Genomic DNA, 19,049 nt, shown 5'->3' with positions numbered 1-19,049 from the left:
ATTTAATTTCGCAATTATACAATAATAAAATAAATAAGTTGTTATTATTATCACCATTAGGAATGAATATGACTACACGGAAAGAGCCAATTTTGGGTCTAGTTTGTCTTATTAGTTTTTTTTCAACTAAATCTTTAGCATTATCGGCTGTTACTGCAAATCCTATTAATGGAAATAGTCCTCGTTTTATTAGTTCAATTGAAAATAATATTCAATCCAATAAAGCATTTAATTATTTTGGTGTCATCTATAATGGAAACACCTATTTTTATACAGGTGATTTGAACACAGCATTAGGCTCAGATGTTTCAACTAAAACTCCTGAAAGTTTAGGTTTATTAGCAGCAATTAAACAACCAGAAAGCTCTGAGGTTATAGATGTTGATGGTGATGGAGATATTAAATTATCAGAGGACAAGGATAACCCAGTTTCGCTGGAATGGTATTACGAAGACGAAAATAATAAAGAAGTTAAATTAACAGACGATCAAACAAAAACGACATTTGAAAAATTAGTAAAAAGTGGTATTTATCCTTATATTAAAGTTAGTGGTGGGGTAGCATTAACTACAAAATACGGAGTTCCAAATTTTCAAAATTACCCAGATAGTAAGATTGCTATAACAAAAACACCTTATCGAAATTTTAATGTACAAGTAGGTGGTGAAGCTATCAAATATGCTAGTCCACATATGCTTTATAGTGCTCCAGCTTATTCTTGGGGGGATAGATCTATTTTTGATTGGGTAGATAGGAATGGCTTTGTACCACAAGATGATTATTTAAATAACTTCCCTTCAGTTGGTGCAAATGGTCTCTTTTTCTATTTAATTACCGAGAATATTGATAATTCATTAAGCACAACAAAATGGATCGTAAGAACATCGGATCCTGATAAAGGATCACCTGGCGCAATTACAGCGACAGTTGCAAAGTCAGAGGCTCCAAGAGCAGTAGTTGTAGGTGGTTTTAAGGCTTATGATGCAAAAAATATGGTTCTGGTTACGTTAAAAGGTCCTGATTCCTCATCTAAAGGTGCTAATCGAGCTACAGCACCCAAAGCGAATTTACCTGTTGATATTGAGATTATAGGCGAAACCAAACAAGGAGTAATGCTTAGTTACAGTTTCCGAATAACTAAATGGTTTATCAATAGAGGAGAATATATTGATAAACTTCAAGAACAAAAAGATTGGTGCAATAATTTAGGTGATTATAAATTAGCATCTCTAAGAGAGCTGAGTAATGCCAACTTTCTGCTTCATCAAGATAAATATGGTAATAATCCTGATAACTACTACAAAAGAGCGGTACATGGGGGATTAATTACTGAATGGGGGGGATTAGCGTATTATCAAGGCGATAATTTTCATAACCCAACCTATGGTTGGACTAGTGATTTTTCTAAGTCTACGGGTGATCCTATTTATATCAATATGAATGATGCTGCACTAAATGGCGATAGAGATGATCAGCATCCGTATTACGCATTATGTAGTTCTAAATAAAGAAGTTAAATTTGTGGTTAGCTCTATTAAATGTTAGCCAAGCTAAAAATATCCCAATAACTAGCAGTTATATTTTGGGGGGAGGAGATAAAAGGCTCAGAATTGCAACAGAAACAAGGATAGGTATATAATCACTACTTTGCTTAAAATTGTTAAAAATACCATGATGAATAAACAAATTAGCCATATTATAGCCAGTGAGTTAGCCGTAAAGTCAGAACAAGTTCAAGCGGCGATTCAATTATTAGATGAGGGTAGTACCGTTCCTTTTATTGCTCGTTATCGAAAAGAGGTGACAGGTGGGCTTGATGATACCCAATTACGTACTCTTGATAGTCGATTGAGCTATTTGCGAGAACTTGAAGATCGTAAGCAAACAATTTTAAAGTCTATTGAAGAACAAGGTAAATTGACATTAGAATTAAGTAACAGTATTGCACAAACGCTTAGTAAAACTGAACTTGAAGATCTCTATTTACCATATAAACCTAAACGCCGTACTCGAGGTCAAATTGCCATTGAAGCAGGGCTTGAGCCATTGGCGGATGGCTTATGGCAGAATCCCATGCTTGATCCTGTAATTGAAGCCGAAAAATATATCAATTCCGATAAAGGTATTACTGATACAAAATCAGCAATGGATGGAGCTCGTTACATTTTGATGGAGCGCTTTGCAGAAGATGCAGCATTATTAGCAAAAGTGCGTCATTATCTTTGGAATAATGCTCATTTAGTTTCGCAAGTGGTGAGTGGTAAAGAGGAAGAAGGAGCTAAATTCCGAGACTATTTTTCACAAAGCGAGCTGATTTCTAAAATACCATCTCATCGTGCATTAGCAATGTTTAGAGGGCGAAATGAAGGCTTTTTACAACTCTCCTTAAATGCTGATCCGCAATTTGAACAAGCGCCTAAAGAGAGTTATTGTGAACAAATTATCACTGAATATCTAGGCGTCCATTTTAATGAACAGCCAGCAGATAAATGGCGCAAAGCTGTGATTAATTGGACATGGCGCATTAAAATTCTGATGCACATGGAAACCGAATTAATGACAACATTACGTGAGCGAGCAGAGGAAGAAGCGATTAACGTATTTGCTGCTAACTTACATGATATGTTAATGGCTGCTCCAGCAGGTATGAAAGTTACTATGGGCATGGATCCTGGTTTAAGGACAGGTGTAAAAATAGCTGTTGTTGATGCAACAGGTAAATTAGTTGCGACTGAAACGATTTATCCTCATACAGGGCAGGCAGATAAAGCAGCTATGGTTATTGCCGCACTTTGTATTAAATATCAAGTTGAATTAGTGGCCATTGGTAATGGTACTGCTTCGCGCGAAACTGAACGTTTTTATCTTGATGTTCAAAAGAAATATCCAGAAGTGAAAGCACAAAAAGTAATTGTAAGTGAAGCAGGTGCCTCGGTTTATTCTGCATCAGAACTAGCAGCGCAAGAATTTCCTGATTTAGATGTATCTATTCGTGGTGCAGTATCAATTGCACGTCGTTTACAAGATCCATTAGCAGAGCTTGTTAAAATAGATCCTAAATCGATTGGGGTGGGGCAATATCAACATGATGTTAGCCAAACTCAGTTAGCAAAAAAACTTGATGCTGTTGTTGAAGATGGTGTTAATGCGGTTGGTGTGAATTTAAACACTGCTTCGATGATGTTACTTGCTCGTATTGCTGGACTTAATAAAGTAATAGCCCAAAATATAATTAATTGGCGTAATGAAAATGGACAATTTACGGATCGTAAACAATTATTGAAAGTGGCTCGCTTAGGTCCTAAAGCATTTGAACAGTGCGCTGGATTTTTACGTATAATGGATGGTAAAAATCCTCTTGACGCATCGGCCGTTCATCCAGAAGCTTACCCTGTTGTAGAGCGAATTTTGGAAAAAAATCACAAATCTTTAAAAGAAATTTTAGGTGATACAAACTATTTAAAATCACTTAAAGCAATCGATTACGTAGATGATCATTTTGGTGTGCCAACAGTTACAGATATTATCAAAGAGCTTGATAAACCTGGTCGTGATCCAAGACCTGAATTTAAAACTGCGCAGTTTGCTGATGATATAGAAACGATGGAAGACCTAAAAATAGGTCTGATTATGGAAGGATCTGTTACTAATGTAACTAATTTTGGCGCATTTGTTGATATTGGTGTGCATCAAGATGGTTTAGTACATATTTCAGCTTTATCAGATAAGTTTGTTGATGATCCAAGAACAGTGGTAAAAGCTGGTGATATAGTCAAAGTTAAAGTAATAGAAGTTGACATTCCACGAAAACGTATCGCTTTATCAATGCGATTAGATGATCCTGCAACGTCAAAAACTGATAATCGAAAATTCATTAATGAACGTTCGGTTAACAATACTAAAAAACAACACTCATCTTCAATGACTAATAATGTCATGGGAAATGCATTTGCAACTGCATTTAAAAAGAATAAATAATATTTTTCTAGTTTAAGGGACAATTGTCCCTTTTCTGCATTTAAAACCATCTAGTTAAAGCTACCTAATAGCGATCTATTCAATATAGAACTGAAACATATAATTAAAGCCAACTCAGGTTTATCTTTTTTACTTAATGTAATAGTATTATCGGTTATGATATAAAGTATTACTAATATTCTATAATTCTATTGTAAATATCCTTAAATAAGCAGCATAATTTCTACTTGAATCTTGACTAAGTTTGAAGTATTTACACATTGGTATAAATTATCTGTTATTTATTGATACTTAAAAGTAACAAGTTATTACCATTACAAATAAACATTAGGTAATATAATATGTTGTAGGCTATGCTGTTTTAATTGTTCTGCAAACTGTTCTACTTCAGGCCTACTGGCGGATGGCCAGTTTTTAGCGATACCATGTACACCATGATTATGAAAAGCATTAATTCTTATTTGAATATTGGGATCTAAATCAATTAAAAATTTGGCAATATTTTTAGCATTATCCTGTAGATCCGTTTGTTTAGGAATAATTAAAAGTCTTACCTCATATAGTTTTTTTATTTTTGCCAGATAGTTAATCGTTTCTTTTACTCGTTGATTGTCTCTTCCCGTTAACTTTTTATGCACATCATTATCCCAAGCTTTGAGATCAATCATTGCGCCATCCATCACATTTTCTACTTTTTGCCATCCTGTTTTAGTTAAATAACCATTGCTATCAATAAAACAGGTAAGGTGCTTTAAATCGTTAGATTGTTTGATAACATTGAATAACTCTTTAATAAAGGGTAACTGCATTGTTGCTTCTCCACCACTTATGGTAATACCATTTAAAAATGGTAGATATTTCCGGATAGCGATTAAAATATCATCTACACTATATCTATAAGTCATTGGTGATGAAGAATGTTTACAAGTATTAATACAAGTATCACATTGCTGACAATTTGAAGTTTGCCATATAACTTTATTGTTACTAAAACTTAATGCTTTGTGTGGACAAGTATCAACACATTGACCACAATCCTTGCACAATGATATCGTATAAGGATTATGGCAGTTTAAACAACGAAAATTACATCCTTGTAAAAATATAACTAGTCGATTACCAGGTCCATCTACACAAGAAAAGGGTAAAAGCTTATTAACGATTGCCCATGACTTGCTCATGACTAATTACTCGTGGTTTTCGACATAAATAACTATTATTTTCGGTATCGTCGGCAGCCTCGGCTCCTAAGAAAGTAGTATTAATTCGTGAGCCTTCTTTTTTATATCTTTTAATATCAGATAATCTCACCATATAACCTGTAACTCGAACAAGATCATTACCACTGATATTGGCAGTAAATTCGCGGAAACCAAATTTGAAAGCAGCTTTACAAATTTGTAGCAAAGCTAGGGGATTATTTTTTATTGTCTCATCAATTGTTAAAATGTCACTAATACCCGAAGTGAAATACTGGTGATGTTTATACAGAGCCATAATATGAGTGACAGGATCGGGTTCTTGCCCATATGGTATTCTTAACCCAGGTGTTGTTGCTCTATCTATACTAATGCCTGATTGTGAATGCAGCATTGCTTTCCCTTTCCAAGCATAATCTATTGTATGGTTATCAATAAATTCGGCAATTAATTGTGTAATAGTTAATGCAAGTTCATTAGCTTGTTCATCAAAACCATAACGTCCAGCTAAATTTGCTTTTTCTTGCAAGATATTGACAGCTTCAGCCATTCCAAATATACCAAACATTGGAGCAAATCGTTTTGGATCAATTAAACCTTCTTCAACTAAAAAACTGCTATTAAAAAAGTTTGATTTATTGTAAAGAAAGTTTGACCTTGCTTGAATAAGATTGAGCTGCAATTGACAATAGTGGGGTAAGATATTTGACAGAAAGTCTTCTATATTTTTACTGCGTATCGCAACTTCTTTTAAATTGATTCGTGAAAGCGTGCTTCCCCCTCCAGCTACTGGTAGTGAATTATAGCAACTTACAACACCGTAACCTTGGTTATCAAAATCTTTTTGAATCATATTGTTGTTTGCAATATGAGGTTTGCTTGTTTCACAAATATTTTCAATTGCCACTAATAATAATGATTCTGGTGTAATGTCTTCATCATAGATAAAGGTTAAATTTGGAGCAACTTGTTTGAGTTCTCTATCTATACGCAAGATTACCCGACAGATAATATTATCGGTTGGTCCAATGTTTGTATGCATAAATGCATCAGGTAAATTACGATCAAGCATGATCCAAAAATGCTTTAATCGCTGATAAATCTCATCTTCAGTAAGATTACCAACGTAAGGAAGTAAAATTTGATCTAAGCATCCTAAATAAACAGGCATACCAGTTACTGAAGGAACATGATGATAGATGATGATAAGCAAATTCAATGCATCATCAAATGTTTCAGCTGGATTAAGTTCTAGCCATTGTGATCCTTGCTTTAAAAATTTCACATAATCAGGTAAAACATAACGAGGTTTATAAGGTGCGTGACCTTCGTACATATCACAAATAACGCGGTCATTTAAAGCTTGTTGTGTTTCTTCATCCAGATCTACATAAGGTAAATTATTTTCTGCTGCTAAGGCGAGCAAATTTGATTTTTGTTTGGGTGACAAATTAGGGTCTGTCACAATATTATAACAACTTTGTTGGAATTCGGTCATACTCATAATTATCTCAATATTTATTTCTCAATAATAAATTGTTTTGGTTCATAATCAGACGCAGTAATTGGCGAATGAGTCTCAAAATATTGTTTTACTACATCGGCATCGCGATAACCCGTATCAACGTAAGTCGGTGATGTATTAGTTATTGGATAGCCATCTCCACCAGCGGCTAAAAAGTCAAGTGTAGCAATGCGATAGTTTTTTTGTAAATCGATCGGTTGATCATTAATTTTTACATCTTCAATATTGTTCCCATTTCTTGTTAGGTTTATATTTTTCAAATGTGCATACCCACCCGAACCTTGCTTTTTACTTAATGCAACTTTTAGATAATCAATTAATTCATTGCCAGTTAATTCGAAATAAACCACACTGTTACCAAAAGGTTCTACTTTTAAAATATCACGATAAGTAATATTACCTTCAATTAAAGAGTCACGAATCATACCCCCAGACATAATGCCAACGTCTGCATTGGTTTTTTCAACAAAAGCACTGAGTAACAGTTGTCCCATATTGCTTTGTTGGTATCTAACAACATCTCGATTACCTTCTAATCGTCCTTTTAACTCGCCACTTTTCACTAACAACTGCTGTTTACCTAATTCTTGATAAGGTCTTAAATTTTCAAGTAAGGATTTATCTTGAGGAATTTCTTGCGTGTAATATTCAAGGCGTTTGGTACTGTTACCATTATCAACCTCTTTTTTAAGGTTAATAGGAATTAATTGGTAATTTTTTAACGTGATTTTGCCATTTAAAAAGACAAAATCTGCACGTCCAACATATTTCCCCCATTCGTGGGCCTGCACAATCCATGTGCCATTTTGTTGATCTGGCGCACAAGGTGTACCTGGTACATATTCGGTAATACGTTTATTAGGACTAGCCATACACACAGGGTTTTGTGAGTGTCCTCCCACTATCATATCTAAATCGCCGGCCTGTAAATTTCTGGCTAATTCAACATCACCCAGTGCCATTGAGCCATGTTCACCATTTTCATAATGCCCCATATGAGTGACAGCAATAATCATATCAGGGTGTTCATTATCTTTTAACTGTTTAATTATTTTTTGTGCTTCGGGTAAGGTTTGTCGAAATTCGACGCCTTCCGTATTTTTGGGTGAAGCAAGAAAAATGGTATCGTCAGTGGTTAAACCAAACACAGCAACTTTAATACCATTCAAATCAAACATTTTATAGGCATCAAATACATGTTTATCTGTGCCTTTAAAGTAAGTGTTTGCCGATAAAAAAGGAAATTTTGCCCATTTTTGTTGCTCACGAATAATAGTCAAAGGATGATCAAACTCATGATTACCCACAGCCATAGCATCGTAACCAACCGCATTCATGCCAATAAAATCAGGTTTGGCTTGCTGTACATCAGATTCAGGGACACCAGTATTAATATCACCACCTGATAGCAGCAGTAATTTCCCTCCTTTTGCCGTAACTTCTTTTCGAATTTCATCTACTACGGTTTTTTGAGCAGCAAGCCCATACTCACCAATATCATTTTGCCAAAAACGGCCGTGGTGGTCATTGGTATGCAAAATAGTAAATTGATAAGACTTGTCTTTTTCTAAAGTTGGAACTGATGAGCTTTTTGTGGAAACAGCGGCCATGCAAGAGGCTGAAAATAGCCCCATACAAACAAGTAATGATAGCTTTTTATTTAATTGATAATGCATGGTATCTCCTAAATCATTATATAACAGCTATTATCCTGTAATCACCTTGTAAATAAGTTGAGGCTCAGTTGCGTTATCGCTAATGGTAATATTGTCATATAATTTTTGCTTGATAGTATCAAGCTTATCAGTATTGGCGTGTATCGTTAATAAAGCTTCACCTTCAGTAACTTTGTCGCCTACTTTTTTATGTAACACGATTCCAACAGCTGGATCAATAATATCTTCTTTGGTTGCACGACCAGCACCTAATTGCATTGCAGCGATCCCGATTTGATCTGCGATAATTTTTGATACATAACCTGACTTAAGGGCTGGTAGGGTAATTTGGTAAGGTGCACTAGCCAATTTTTCAGGATGATCAACGACCGAACTATCACCGCCTTGTGCTTCAATTAGGGTTTTAAACTTCTCGATAGCTTTACCATTTTTAATGACTTCTTGAAGTTTTATTCTGGCTTCTTCTAATGTTTTTGCTTTATCGGCAAGTACAACCATTTGACTACCTAATGTTAAAACCAGTTCGGTTAAATCGGCTGGACCATGACCTTTTAACGTATCAATTGCTTCTTTTACTTCAAGAGCATTACCAATTGCAAAACCAAGAGGTTGAGACATATCCGAAATAATTGCCATGGTTCTACGGCCAATTTGATTACCAATATTTACCATTTCATGGGCTAATTTTTCTGAATCGGCCATATCTTTCATTAGCGCACCATCACCTGTTTTAACATCAAGAACGATGGCATCAGCACCCGCTGCCAATTTTTTACTCATAATTGAACTTGCAATAAGAGGAATAGAGTTAACAGTACCTGTTACATCACGTAACGAATAAAGTTTCTTGTCTGCTGGGGTTAAATTGCCTGATTGACCAATAACTGCAAGGCCTTTATTATTAACTTGATTAATAAAATCTTGTTTACTTAACTCAATTTTAAAATCAGGAATCGATTCAAATTTATCTGTGGTGCCACCCGTGTGACCAAGCCCTCGTCCAGACATTTTAGCTACTGGAACATCTAAAGCTGCTACTAAAGGAGCTAGAACTAATGTTGTAGTGTCACCTACACCGCCAGTTGAATGTTTATCAACTTTAATGCCTTTGATTGAAGACAGATCAACAGTATCGCCAGAATACATCATCGCCGAGGTTAAATCTGCGCACTCTTTGGAAGTCATACCTTGATAATAAATTGCCATTAATAAAGCACTAACTTGATAATCGGGGATAGTTCCATTGGTATAATTAGTGATAAAAAATTGGATTTCATCAGTGGTTAATACATTGCCGTCACGTTTTTTTTCTATAATATCTACAAATCTCATTACTATTCTCTCTTACTATCAATAAATAAAATTAGTGTATTGCTTTGTTTATACAAAATAAATATTAAGTCCTAATTATTATTTTTTATTGTTAAAAAATAATGTTAATCAAGATCACTTGGTGAAAAAGACCAAGGTAATAATTCTCCCACTGTTGTTTCCTGAATTCTACCGTTCATATTGGTCAAAATAACAGGCATATCTTTAGCACAAAACTCACTAATAACTTGACGGCAAGCTCCACATGGTGAAATAGGCCCATCAGTATCTCCAATTACCACCAATTTTTTAAATTTTGTTTTACCTTCAGAAACCGCTTTAAAAATTGCCGTTCTTTCGGCACAATTTGCTAGTCCATAAGATGCATTTTCAATATTACAACCTAAAATTGCTTCATCATCTTCAGTAATTAGCACGGCACCAACCTGAAATTTAGAATAAGGTACATAAGCTTTAGAACGGGCTGTTTTAGCAAGTTCAATCAGTTTTTCAATTTTCATATTAATAATCCTTTTGGCCGTAATAAATCTAACTAAATTTTAGGTTGAGTGTTAACAGGAGACTGCAAATCTATCTTATAAACACCAAAACCAGATGTATCTGTATCGATAAAATGAATAGGGTATAGTGAATGTTTCTCGATATAGGTTTTAGCTTCATCAGTTGGTGATGATTCAAAGCGAATATCTAATTTTGTGTTACTAATAATTGGAGAAATTTGCCAATTATTGTCGATGGTAACATTCGTTATACTATATTTTTGGGTAGTATTGGTAATATAGGCTGAAAGAATTACTCTTAGATCGTCAGGAGAATTAAATTTGACATTTTTTTCACCAGTACCTGGAAATATACCACTATAAGCACGATAATTATTGGTGGCAATTAAGAATTCTTGGTTAGGAGCAATTGTTTTTTGTTGATAAGTCAGATTCCTAATTCTTTCAGATGTAGGGTTAATTAACTGGCAATTTGCATCATAACGGGGTGGCTTTGTTACATCTATTTGATAATTTACTCCATCAATAATATCAAAATTATAGGTTCTGAATTTATCCCAATTAATCAAATATTGTGGTTGTGATGAATTAGTATTAATTTGATTATATACACCAGCTGAACACTCTAACCACTCTTTGACATCTTTACCTGTAATTTTCACAGCAGACAAAATATTAGGATAAAGGTAAATATCTGCAGCATTTCTAAACGACAAATTACCTGCTTTAACATCAACAAAAGCGCTAGGATCGTTTTTCCTGCCGCCAGCTTTAAATGGTGCAATGGCCGATAAAACGGGCAAACCATCAAGATCAGGATCCCCTTTAATAAACTGCTTAACGTAATCGATTTGTGCATCATTAATAATTTGTAAGGCAGATGTATCTTCAACCAATGCTAGATAGCTCGTAATATCGGTTGAAACTTTACCTATTGGTTTACTAACAAATTCACGTGTTCCTTGGTGATCTTTGTTTAGAATGTCGACGATTTTTTGATCGGCTTTAACAAGTGCCTTTTTAGTTTTTACATCATAGATTGGTCTAGCTTCTGATTTACCTGAAATCACTTGCCATTTTGATTTATCACCATCAAGAACTAAGTCCACCACTCCCAAATGGCTACCCCAATGTCCGGGCATAACAGCAGGCACATGATTAATGTTACCAGTTTTGATATCGGTATTTGGTAATGATTTGAAATCTTCACTAGGAAATATGCCGTGAGAATGGCCAAACATAATTGCATTAATACCCTCTACTTGACTCAAGTAGTAAACCGAATTTTCAGCTAATGCTTTATAAGGCTCAGCTGAAACACCAGAATGTGGAATGGCAATAATAACATCAGCGCCTTGTTTTTTCATTTCAGGGACTAATAGTTTGGCCGTTTCTGTAATATCTTTGACGACAACTTTTCCATCAAGATTAAGTTTGTCCCATTGCATAATCTGTGGAGGGACGAAACCAATATAGCCGATTTTAATCGTGTGTTTATTGCCGTTTCTATCAATAACAGGAGTATCTAAGATAATATATTGTGTAAAAAATGGCTTTTGGGTTTGGGCATCATAAACATTAGCGTTAATGTAAGGAAATTTTGCTCCGGAAAGGCTTTTTTGCAGAAATTCCAATCCAAAATTAAATTCGTGGTTACCAATATTACCCACAGTATAATTAAGTGTATTGAGTGCTTTATAAACAGGATGAATATCGCCATCATTAAGCCCCATATTTACGGCATAATCAGCCATTGGGCTGCCTTGAATTAGATCACCATTATCAACAAGAACACTATTTTTTACTTCACTTCTTGCTTGATGAATTAAATTAGCAGTTTTTACTAATCCAAAAGAATCAACAGATTGATCTTTGAAATAATCGTAATTCATCATGTTTCCATGCAAGTCGGTTGTTTCAATTATCCTTAAATCAACAGTTGCAGCATTAACAACGCCAGATATAAATAGGGTTAAAAAGGGTAAAGTTAACTTATTTTTTTTCATGCAAATCTCCTATTATTCTGACAAGTAAATTAGTTAACGGGTATGGCTAGTAACAGTTTCTGATACTCTAAAAATCGTTCAATGATTGCTGGATGATATTTTTTGTCATTAATAAATTTTTTAAGTAATTGTCTATCATCAGATGAAAAACATAAAAGAACTTGCTCAGTTAAACGACTTTTAACCGTATCTTCAACAAATGCGGCTTGAATGCCACATAGTGTTATATCAAGCAATTCTAATCGTGAAAATGCAAATATGGATTGGGCGATACTATATTCTTTTTCAATATCAGTACCAAAAATCCCTGCATCATCTGTATTTAAAGTAATGCGAACTCCTTGGTCATAAAGTTGCCTTATTGGATGTTGATAAATATCGCCATGCAATTCATTCACTAAAATTCGATTACTCGTTAAAGCAATTTCTAATGTAATTTTTTTTTCGACCAGTTCACAAATAAGCGCTTTGTTTTCAATGGCACGAATGCCATGACCAATTCTGTTTGCACCGTGTTTAAGAGCTTGAATAATACTCTCATCTGAATCAATTTCGCCAGCATGATACGATTTTTTTAAATTCATCTGAGTAGCCAGCTTATGTGCATCTTTAAAATCCTTAAAATGCCCAACCTTTTCGTTACCAGCAATATTAAATCCCGTAATAAAGGGGTGATGATTTTGCTGAATAAAACGCAACGTATCATAAACAACTTTAGCGCCTAGGTGTCTAACACCAATAACGTGATATCTAACTGTAATATCATAATCGTTTTGTACCTTTATAATTGCTTTGTCCATGTGGAAAAGAGTTTGATTGAACCTTTCTTTATCCCAAATTAATTTTCCATTCACTTCGGTTGTGCAAATATGATAAGGGGATAAAAATAGTTCACAATAAATTAACCCTTGTTTAGCATTTCTATAAAGAAAATCATAAGTAATAGAATAATAATCTTCAGGATCTTTTAGAAAGCTAGAAACGGTATCATATGTATTAATAAATTCTTCAAATTTGGACTCGTCATACAAATATCTACCATTTTTATATTCTTTGGCATTGTATTGACCAGATTGGTAACATAGTGTATTAGGAAAAGGAATATTATTTTTTTGAGCTAACTGGTGAGCCATGGCAGGGGTAATGCTGCCTTCAACATGTTCGTGCAATATAACTTTAGGTATCATTTGATCGTTCATTAGGTATTTAATCTATTTTTAAATGAGATAAATTGGCTTTAATAACATTGGTTTTACTAACAATGATATCAAAAGCTTATTAAAAAATTTTTAATAACATGTATATCATCGTCAATTGGGTTATTTTAACTTGATAAGATACTTATCTGCTATATCTTTTGCATCACTTATTTATATTTTTGTGCGGTAAATCAAATTTTTACGATAATTTATTGTTAGTAAAAAAGGCAACAAAATGTATTGTTGCCTACATATTGATTAAGTGGGAAAAAGCTTCAGCACACAATGAATAATTAATAAATGATTTAAACGGTTTTTGGATTAGGCTTTTCGTTTTTAAAAATCAACATAAATACAATTGCTAAAACCAAAGCATAGCCGGCAAAAATAAGCCAAACTGTTTGCCATTCAGTAACATTTCCAGTTTTATAATAATCGACTACATAACCACTGCCTACCGAACCTAAATAAGCACCGAACCCATTAGTCATGGTCATAAATAATCCTTGAGCACTATTACGAATAGTTGGCGATACCGATTTTTCAACATACATTGAACCAGATATATTGTAAAAGTCGAAAGCACAACCATAAACAATCATTGAAAGAAGAAGTAATACAGAACCGAAAAGAGATGGATCGCCATAAGCAAATAAACCAAAACGAGCAACCCAAGCAAGCATACTAATAAGCATAACATATTTGATACCTAAACGTTTCATAAAGAAAGGTACAAATAAGATAAATGCGACTTCTGACATTTGAGAAATAGACAACAGTATAGAAGGGTATTTAACCACTAAACTATCAGCATATTCAGGGAATCTTTCAAAATCATGTAAAAATGGATTACCAAAAGTATTGGTTATTTGTAAAATACCGCCTAATAAAACCGCAAATAGAAAAAATATAACCATTCGTGGTTGTTTGAATAAAACAATAGCATCTAACCCTAATGCGCTAATGATGTTTTTTTCTTCAGTTTTATTTTTTGTTGTTGGAATCAATGGTAGCAAGAATGAATAAAGGCTGAGTAATAAAGCAGATGCAGCTGCAATATAAAGTTGCATGCTACTCAGTTCTAATTTTAAAAGACTCACAAGCCACATAGCAACAATAAATCCAATGGTGCCAAAAATTCTGATACAAGGGAACTCGGTAATAACATCAAGTCCACGTGATTCTAAGCAAGAATAAGCGATTGAATTTGAAATGGCGATGGTTGGCATGAAAGCTAGGCAATGAATCAATATCACAATCATCATCATGAAAGGAGATGTTACAGAAGCCGCAATAAATAGTGTTAAAGCACCAATTAAATGACAAAGCATATACAAACGGTTAGCAGGTATCCATCTATCCGCTACAATCCCAAGTAAGCCAGGCATAAATAAAGATGCGATACCCATTGTTCCGTATATCGAACCTACTTCAAGACCAGTAAATTGTAATTTACGTATCATATAAGAACCGAGAGTTATTAACCAACTTCCCCAGATAAAATATTGTAAGAAAAATATAACCCTAAGTTTAAAATGAATATTCATTTATAATTCCTTAATAAACAAGATTTACTATAATCTAATATCTAAATATCAATAAAATAATTATTTGATCAAAATAAAAAATGGCAGATTAACCTGCCATTTTTTTAGTTTTGATTTAATAAAACAGACTCCAGTGCAACAGTGATCATTTCTTTGAACCCTAATTGTCTTTGTTCTGCTGACATTGCTTCGCTTTTTCGGATATGATCTGAAACCGTACAAATAGCCAGTGCTTTTGCACCATATTCAGCCGCAACGCCATAAATGCCAGCAGCTTCCATCTCAACGCCTAAAATATTGTACTTTTCCATAATATCAAACATATCAGATTCAACACTATAAAAAAGATCAGCAGAAAAAAGGTTACCAACTTTAACATTCACACCCAATTTTTTAGCTGCATTAACGGCATTACAAGTTAAATCAAAATCGGCGATAGCGGCAAAATCATGATCTTTAAAACGTAAACGGTTGACTTTTGAATCGGTACAAGCACCTAACCCAACAATAACATCCCCCAAGTTGACATTAGGGCTAATTGCACCACATGAACCAATACGAATGATGTTTTCAACACCATAAAATTTAATTAGTTCGGTTGTATAGATTGAACAAGATGGAATACCCATTCCATGCCCCATAACTGAAACCTTTTTATCTTTGTAATAACCAGTAAAACCCAACATGGATCTTACATTAGTAACTTCTGTTGCATTCTCTAAAAAGGTTTCTGCAATAAATTTTGCTCGTAGCGGATCGCCGGGCATTAAAACGGTTTTTGCAAAGGCATTATCAACAGCATTAATATGCGGGGTAGACATTAACTTCTCCTGATATTTGTTTTGAAATCGATATTACTTAAACTTAAATTATTTATTTTTTTATAAAAGATTTACCGTAATCCATTGGCGATAAATCAAAATAATCGGCAACACTCTGTCCTATATCGGCAAATGTTTCACGATGACCTAAAGAGCCAACAGGCACACTATCTCCGTAGACAATGACAGGTATATGTTCGCGAGTATGATCGGTACCTGACCAAGTTGGATCACAACCATGATCGGCGCTAATAATAAGCAGATCGCCAGGTTGGATAAGCGCTAACATCTCAGGAAGACGACTATCAAAATATTCTAAAGCAGCGGCATAACCTGAGACATCGCGACGATGCCCATAAGAAGAGTCAAAATCGACAAAATTAGTAAATACAATCGTATTATCTTTAGCCTGCTTAATTTCTTCTAGTGACGCATTAAATAAAGCTTCAAGACCGGTTGCTTTTACTTTTTTGGTAATTCCAACTTGTGCATAAATATCGGCAATTTTACCAATTGACACTACGGTACCTTGTTTTTCATCAACTAGTTTTTTAATCATCGTTGGTGCTGGTGGTTCAACAGCAAGATCGTGGCGGTTACCCGTACGCACAAATTCGCCCGCTTTTTTACCAACAAAAGGTCTAGCAATAACGCGGCCAATGTTGTAATTACCTTTATTTAGCTCATCACGTGCAATTTCGCAGACTTCATAAAGTTTATCTAAACCAAATGCCTCCTCATGACATGCAATTTGGAATACAGAATCAGCAGAAGTATAAAAAATTGGCTTGCCAGATGCTATATGTTCTTCACCAAGTTCATCAAGAATGACTGTACCAGATGAGTGACAATTACCGAGGTAACCAGGAAGTTTTGCACGAGAGACAATTTTATCTAAAAGATCTTGAGGGAAGCTATTAGTGGTATTAGTAAAATAACCCCAGTCAAAAAGAACTGGCACGCCAGCTAATTCCCAATGTCCTGATGGTGTATCTTTACCTGAGGAAATCTCGCTTGCATAGCCATATGAACCAATAATTTCGCCTTCAGTTTGCATACCTTTAGGATAATGACCAGTTGATTCATACGCCGCTTCGATTAAGCCCAATTTGCTTAAATTAGGCAATTTTAGTGGACCACTACGACCATGCTCAGCTTTACCTAAAGCACAAGCTTCAGCAATATGTCCTAAAGTATCAGCACCCTCATCGCCATATTTATTGGCATCTTCAGCGCCACCGATACCAAACGAATCTAGGATCATAATAAAAACTCTTTTCATAATTTCCTCTAACTAATAAGCAAAACTTAACTTGCGCACAATCTTTTTATTAGAATTCTGGTTATAATTTATAGAAACATCGCTTAGTTAGCTATAATACACGATAACAAAAAACAAAAAAGATTTAAGCGTTGCTTTAGCTGAATATTTGTATAAATAATGTGATTAATTTGATCTTAGTCATATTTTTGTATATCAAAAAATTTATAAAACATTTTTTTAAGTGTAGAAATTAATCATGCTGTTTACACTATTTTGAGAAAAAAACGTAATGAATATACATAAAAAACAAAACATTCCTATAGCGACGTGAATATCTATTGTTTAAAAATAAATTATAATTTTACAAAATCACCTTGCTCATAAACGAAATTGGAAATCGAAAAGAGTGATACGAACGTTAAATGGAGATGTAGTATAATCGTCAAACCTTTAGATATTCAAAATATAGAAAATAAAGGCTTAAATGATTTATCAACCATAATAATACAGTTAAACCCATAAAGCGATTTTCGGAAGAAAATGCCTTATGGGTTTTTAGAGGATTATTTTAACTATGAAGTATAAACAATCTGGTGTTTCCCTATACCTAAACTTTCCAGCGTTTTTATGCTTTTGGTCAGTTTGGTTGCCATTTTTCTTAGTTTGTATTCATCATTTTATATTTACCTTATTTTTTACTCATTAGAGTAGTTTAAAAATTAGGTAAATACACAAATTTATTTACATGGGCGTATTCTGTTAAATTTACTCTATTCCAAATCAATCAATACCTAGCACCATTCGCCCATTCTTAGTTGCCACATTAATCACATTGTCTAAATCGGTATAACGGCATCCTGTTACTAACAATTTAAGTTCTTCCCACATATTACCCGTTGAAAATGGTAACATATAATCACTAACATTATCTGTGCCAATAGCAACAGGAATACCAGCAGCCGCCAGTTCATCAACAGGGGTTAATGAGTTACGAGTAGGACCTTGTTCTTCACGGCGAGGGCTATCGATCCAAGCAAAAGGGCAAGCAATAACCATCATTTTGGCCTCTTTCATTTTTTTGTAGAGTTTTTGGCGATATGCTAAACTATGTGCAGTGATAGAAATGCTATGGATAGCAACAACTCGCCCGTGCATACCATGCTCAAGGGTTTTATCGGTAAGTTGTTCTGTTTCGATCTCATCTTGTGAGTTAAATTGGTCAACATGTACATGCACCATTTTGCCTAGTGATTTACCTGTTTGCATTAACACGTCAAGATGTTTAAGTCCCATACCTTCACCATGATCACGCTCATCACGACGCGGTAAACCGCCAATAATATCAACTAAATCAGCCCCTTTATCAAACCAATAACGTGCTTTTTTATCAATAACACCTTTAAGTGTTTGATTAACTAATTTTATGGTGATGTCATTTTTATAAGTTTCTCGTGCTCTTAAGGCACCTTTAATTGCTCGTTCTTCAGCAATAGGATCAATATCAACAAACGATCCCATGGCACTTACACCTTGCTCAATCATACGCTCAACCGCCATACTAAAATGACGATAGTAATCATCTTCACTCATTGATGCTTTGACTTTATCTAATGTATCCCATTTTTCAATTAAAGTCTGTTTTTGATAAACATCAAAACTATCAACCGAAATAGTAAAAGCACGATCAGCATGCATATGTGCATTAACCCATCCGCCTTTTTGCTTAATATTATTCATTAAATAGGCTTTTAAACTTTGGTCTCTTGTGGTTAATAACATGTTTTTATGTTCAATCATAATATGCCTCTACAATTTAATCATTTTAAATGAAGTTGATAAAGTCGGGCACAATAGGCAAAAAAAATCCCCCAAAAAGGAGGATAAAATGGAATCAATAATATTAATGATTAAGATTACTGAGTTACAATTGATCATTGTGCCTACACCGTGTCGATAAAAAATTGCAGAAATTCTAACCAAAATATTTTTAATAGCAAGTACT

Annotated in this window: 13 protein-coding genes; 2 read left to right on the top strand and 11 right to left on the bottom strand. The window is 34.3% G+C overall.

The genetic code is table 11. The annotated features are described in order from the left end of the window. Together A9G44_RS03885 and A9G44_RS03880 are read left to right on the top strand one after the other, a co-directional pair. A partial coding sequence (locus tag A9G44_RS03885) for a hypothetical protein (RefSeq protein WP_218837526.1) occupies positions 1 to 1,508 on the top strand: 1,508 nt, incomplete at its 5' end. A 163-nt stretch (positions 1,509 to 1,671) separates the two neighbouring features. After that, positions 1,672 to 3,978, top strand: a complete 2,307-nt coding sequence (locus A9G44_RS03880) for a Tex family protein (RefSeq protein ID WP_065609262.1) — start codon at positions 1,672 to 1,674, stop codon at positions 3,976 to 3,978. 314 nt (positions 3,979 to 4,292) lie between these two features. Here A9G44_RS03880 and A9G44_RS03875 read toward each other — a convergent pair whose 3' ends face one another. The 11 genes from A9G44_RS03875 to A9G44_RS03825 form a co-directional block, all read right to left on the bottom strand. Beyond that, a complete protein-coding gene (locus A9G44_RS03875) occupies positions 4,293 to 5,159 on the bottom strand; it encodes a YjjW family glycine radical enzyme activase (protein WP_034911048.1) in 867 nt (288 codons plus the stop codon). Further along, positions 5,134 to 6,681, bottom strand: coding sequence for a YjjI family glycine radical enzyme (locus A9G44_RS03870; protein ID WP_218837524.1), 1,548 nt, complete (start codon positions 6,679 to 6,681; stop codon positions 5,134 to 5,136). Before A9G44_RS03870 ends, A9G44_RS03875 begins: the two co-directional genes overlap by 26 nt. A 14-nt stretch (positions 6,682 to 6,695) precedes the next feature. Continuing rightward, a complete protein-coding gene (gene ushA, locus A9G44_RS03865; RefSeq protein ID WP_143426303.1) occupies positions 6,696 to 8,378 on the bottom strand; it encodes a bifunctional UDP-sugar hydrolase/5'-nucleotidase UshA in 1,683 nt (560 codons plus the stop codon). Between the two features lie 30 nt (positions 8,379 to 8,408). Beyond that, the gene (locus tag A9G44_RS03860; RefSeq protein ID WP_065609257.1) at positions 8,409 to 9,710 is read right to left on the bottom strand and encodes a pyrimidine-nucleoside phosphorylase; all 1,302 of its coding nucleotides are present in this window, start codon (positions 9,708 to 9,710) and stop codon (positions 8,409 to 8,411) included. A gap of 104 nt (positions 9,711 to 9,814) precedes the next feature. Beyond that, on the bottom strand, positions 9,815 to 10,219 hold the full coding sequence (locus tag A9G44_RS03855) for a cytidine deaminase (RefSeq protein ID WP_442902922.1): 405 nt from the start codon (positions 10,217 to 10,219) through the stop codon (positions 9,815 to 9,817). Between the two features lie 23 nt (positions 10,220 to 10,242). Next, entirely contained in the window at positions 10,243 to 12,216 is a 1,974-nt protein-coding gene (locus tag A9G44_RS03850) for a bifunctional 2',3'-cyclic-nucleotide 2'-phosphodiesterase/3'-nucleotidase (protein ID WP_065609256.1), read from the bottom strand. 29 nt (positions 12,217 to 12,245) lie between these two features. Then, on the bottom strand, positions 12,246 to 13,415 hold the full coding sequence (gene add / locus A9G44_RS03845; protein ID WP_081298241.1) for an adenosine deaminase: 1,170 nt from the start codon (positions 13,413 to 13,415) through the stop codon (positions 12,246 to 12,248). A gap of 305 nt (positions 13,416 to 13,720) precedes the next feature. Then, on the bottom strand, positions 13,721 to 14,962 hold the full coding sequence (locus tag A9G44_RS03840) for a nucleoside permease (protein ID WP_034911041.1): 1,242 nt from the start codon (positions 14,960 to 14,962) through the stop codon (positions 13,721 to 13,723). 104 nt (positions 14,963 to 15,066) lie between these two features. Next, positions 15,067 to 15,783, bottom strand: a complete 717-nt coding sequence (deoD, locus tag A9G44_RS03835; protein WP_065609254.1) for a purine-nucleoside phosphorylase — start codon at positions 15,781 to 15,783, stop codon at positions 15,067 to 15,069. A 52-nt stretch (positions 15,784 to 15,835) separates the two neighbouring features. Beyond that, the gene (locus tag A9G44_RS03830; RefSeq protein WP_065609253.1) at positions 15,836 to 17,065 is read right to left on the bottom strand and encodes a phosphopentomutase; all 1,230 of its coding nucleotides are present in this window, start codon (positions 17,063 to 17,065) and stop codon (positions 15,836 to 15,838) included. Positions 17,066 to 17,827: 762 nt separating this feature from the next. Beyond that, entirely contained in the window at positions 17,828 to 18,844 is a 1,017-nt protein-coding gene (locus tag A9G44_RS03825; protein ID WP_218837523.1) for an amidohydrolase family protein, read from the bottom strand. Positions 18,845 to 19,049 lie beyond the last annotated feature (205 nt).

The organism is Gilliamella sp. Occ4-3 (genome assembly GCF_001690675.1).
Taxonomy (GTDB): Bacteria; Pseudomonadota; Gammaproteobacteria; order Enterobacterales; family Orbaceae; genus Gilliamella; species Gilliamella bombi.
Note: the sequence above shows the minus strand (reverse complement) of the source record. Positions and strands in the feature narration are given on the sequence as shown.

Coding starts and splice junctions, on each gene's coding strand:
- A9G44_RS03880 (WP_065609262.1), top strand. CDS start 1,672: ATGATGAATAAACAAATTAGCCATATTATAGCCAGTGAGTTAGCCGTA.
- A9G44_RS03875 (WP_034911048.1), bottom strand. CDS start 5,159: ATGAGCAAGTCATGGGCAATCGTTAATAAGCTTTTACCCTTTTCTTGT.
- A9G44_RS03870 (WP_218837524.1), bottom strand. CDS start 6,681: ATGAGTATGACCGAATTCCAACAAAGTTGTTATAATATTGTGACAGAC.
- ushA (WP_143426303.1), bottom strand. CDS start 8,378: ATGCATTATCAATTAAATAAAAAGCTATCATTACTTGTTTGTATGGGG.
- A9G44_RS03860 (WP_065609257.1), bottom strand. CDS start 9,710: ATGAGATTTGTAGATATTATAGAAAAAAAACGTGACGGCAATGTATTA.
- A9G44_RS03850 (WP_065609256.1), bottom strand. CDS start 12,216: ATGAAAAAAAATAAGTTAACTTTACCCTTTTTAACCCTATTTATATCT.
- add (WP_081298241.1), bottom strand. CDS start 13,415: ATGAACGATCAAATGATACCTAAAGTTATATTGCACGAACATGTTGAA.
- A9G44_RS03840 (WP_034911041.1), bottom strand. CDS start 14,962: ATGAATATTCATTTTAAACTTAGGGTTATATTTTTCTTACAATATTTT.
- deoD (WP_065609254.1), bottom strand. CDS start 15,783: ATGTCTACCCCGCATATTAATGCTGTTGATAATGCCTTTGCAAAAACC.
- A9G44_RS03830 (WP_065609253.1), bottom strand. CDS start 17,065: ATGAAAAGAGTTTTTATTATGATCCTAGATTCGTTTGGTATCGGTGGC.
- A9G44_RS03825 (WP_218837523.1), bottom strand. CDS start 18,844: ATGATTGAACATAAAAACATGTTATTAACCACAAGAGACCAAAGTTTA.